Origin of the sequence: Corynebacterium sp. ACRPE, from assembly GCF_022347435.1 — a bacterium.
Classification (GTDB): Bacteria; Actinomycetota; Actinomycetes; order Mycobacteriales; family Mycobacteriaceae; genus Corynebacterium; species Corynebacterium tuberculostearicum_D.
The window spans coordinates 1-1,411 of the sequence record NZ_JAKRNA010000055.1 but is presented as its reverse complement, the minus strand read 5'-3'; the positions used below and the strand labels follow the sequence as shown (position 1 = coordinate 1,411).

The window sequence follows — 1,411 nt, the reverse complement described above, 5'->3', positions numbered from 1 at the left end:
GGGTTAAGTAGCAGAATGTGTGTCCGCTCGGCGTGTCGCGGGCGGGTACACGGTTAGTTACTTCATGGGGCCTTTTCTGATTCCTATCGAGTGTTCGTACTCGGTTGGGATAGCGTTGTCGTAGAAGGCTGGTCGTCCTGTTTCCTGGTCGGCTTTGTTGTGGTCTTCTTCGGCAAGATCGTTGACTTTGGCGAGTTGATCTTGGCCAAAATTGCACTGCCTGGCGATTTTTAGCGGATCGTCAGGCAGTTGCTTTTTGGTGTGGAGGTACCACTCGAGCATTTTTCGTTGGCGTTCCCCAGACCTGCCTCGGTGCGCATCGGCGATGCGTTTGAGCTGGGCGTTGATGCCGCCTTCAAGACTGTTTGTCGTTGAAGCCCAGCGTTGAGGATCAAGCGCATGCGGTGGTGGCTGCAGGTAGGTAAACAGCCAATTGTTGCGCGATAGGTGCAGCAGTGAGTTGTAGGCTTTGCGTACCCGCAGGTGAGTCCATTCCCACTGGTTATTGAGTGTTCGGCGCTCTTTTGGCACGGGTGTTTTCTCGTTGAGGAATGTTTTGAATACCTGACCGAAGTCGTGCAGGCGCAGCGTCCACTCCCGTGCCTGGTCGAGCGTGGTGACACGGGTTAGTTTCAACGCCAGTGTGTAGATGGCTTTGCCGGCGTCGGTACGCGGCCGCGAGGTGGTGTAGCGGCGGATGACGCGTTGCGCATGAACGAGGCAACGCTGAATCATTGCGTTTGGCCAGCAGGCTTTAATCGCGGTGAGTGCGCCTTGTCCGCCGTCGAGGACGACGCAGAGCGGCTCGGCGATTTTGCGAAGTAGCTGCGTGTATGCGTGGGCGGTTTCGTGTTTGGTCCAGTGCCACGCAATGACGTGGTCGCGGCTGGCTGCCACAAGCAGACAGCCAGCTGCGGTGTAGGTGCCGTCGATGAAGATCTGATCGTAGACGCGCTGCAGGGCACCGTCGTTGGGGATGTCGATGAGCCAAAACGGTTCGAATCGGCGATCAAGCGTCCAGCGACTCACCCTTTGTTGCCCGGCGAGTTCAGACAACGTTGCTGTGGAGGTGGCATAGGAGACGAAGGCTTTAAAGTTGCGGGCCTGCGTGCGATCGGTGCGGGTTCGTGTTGTGGAGCTACCGCAGTTCGGGTCTTTGCACCGCCACCTGGTTGTGCCTTTGGATGTGGTTCCGTTTTTCTTCATTTGCCCAGTACATACCGGGCATCGTGGCCTGTTTTTACTCACCCGGAAAGCACACCAACCCCCGACTAGCACATGGGGGTGCCATTCCGATGGATTGAACACGAAACGCGCGGATATAAGCACCAAGACCTTATATCCGCCCGATTTACCCAACCTGAGCAGCAAGATCACTGTAACTCAGACACACTTTTTGCTACTTAACCCC

Annotated in this window: 1 protein-coding gene; it reads right to left on the bottom strand. The window is 56.4% G+C overall.

What is annotated here, in order from left to right; genetic code table 11:
- Positions 1 to 57: 57 nt before the first annotated feature.
- The gene (locus MHY13_RS12065; RefSeq protein WP_301714309.1) at positions 58 to 1,248 is read right to left on the bottom strand and encodes an IS1249 family transposase; all 1,191 of its coding nucleotides are present in this window, start codon (positions 1,246 to 1,248) and stop codon (positions 58 to 60) included.
- Positions 1,249 to 1,411: the final 163 nt, after the last annotated feature.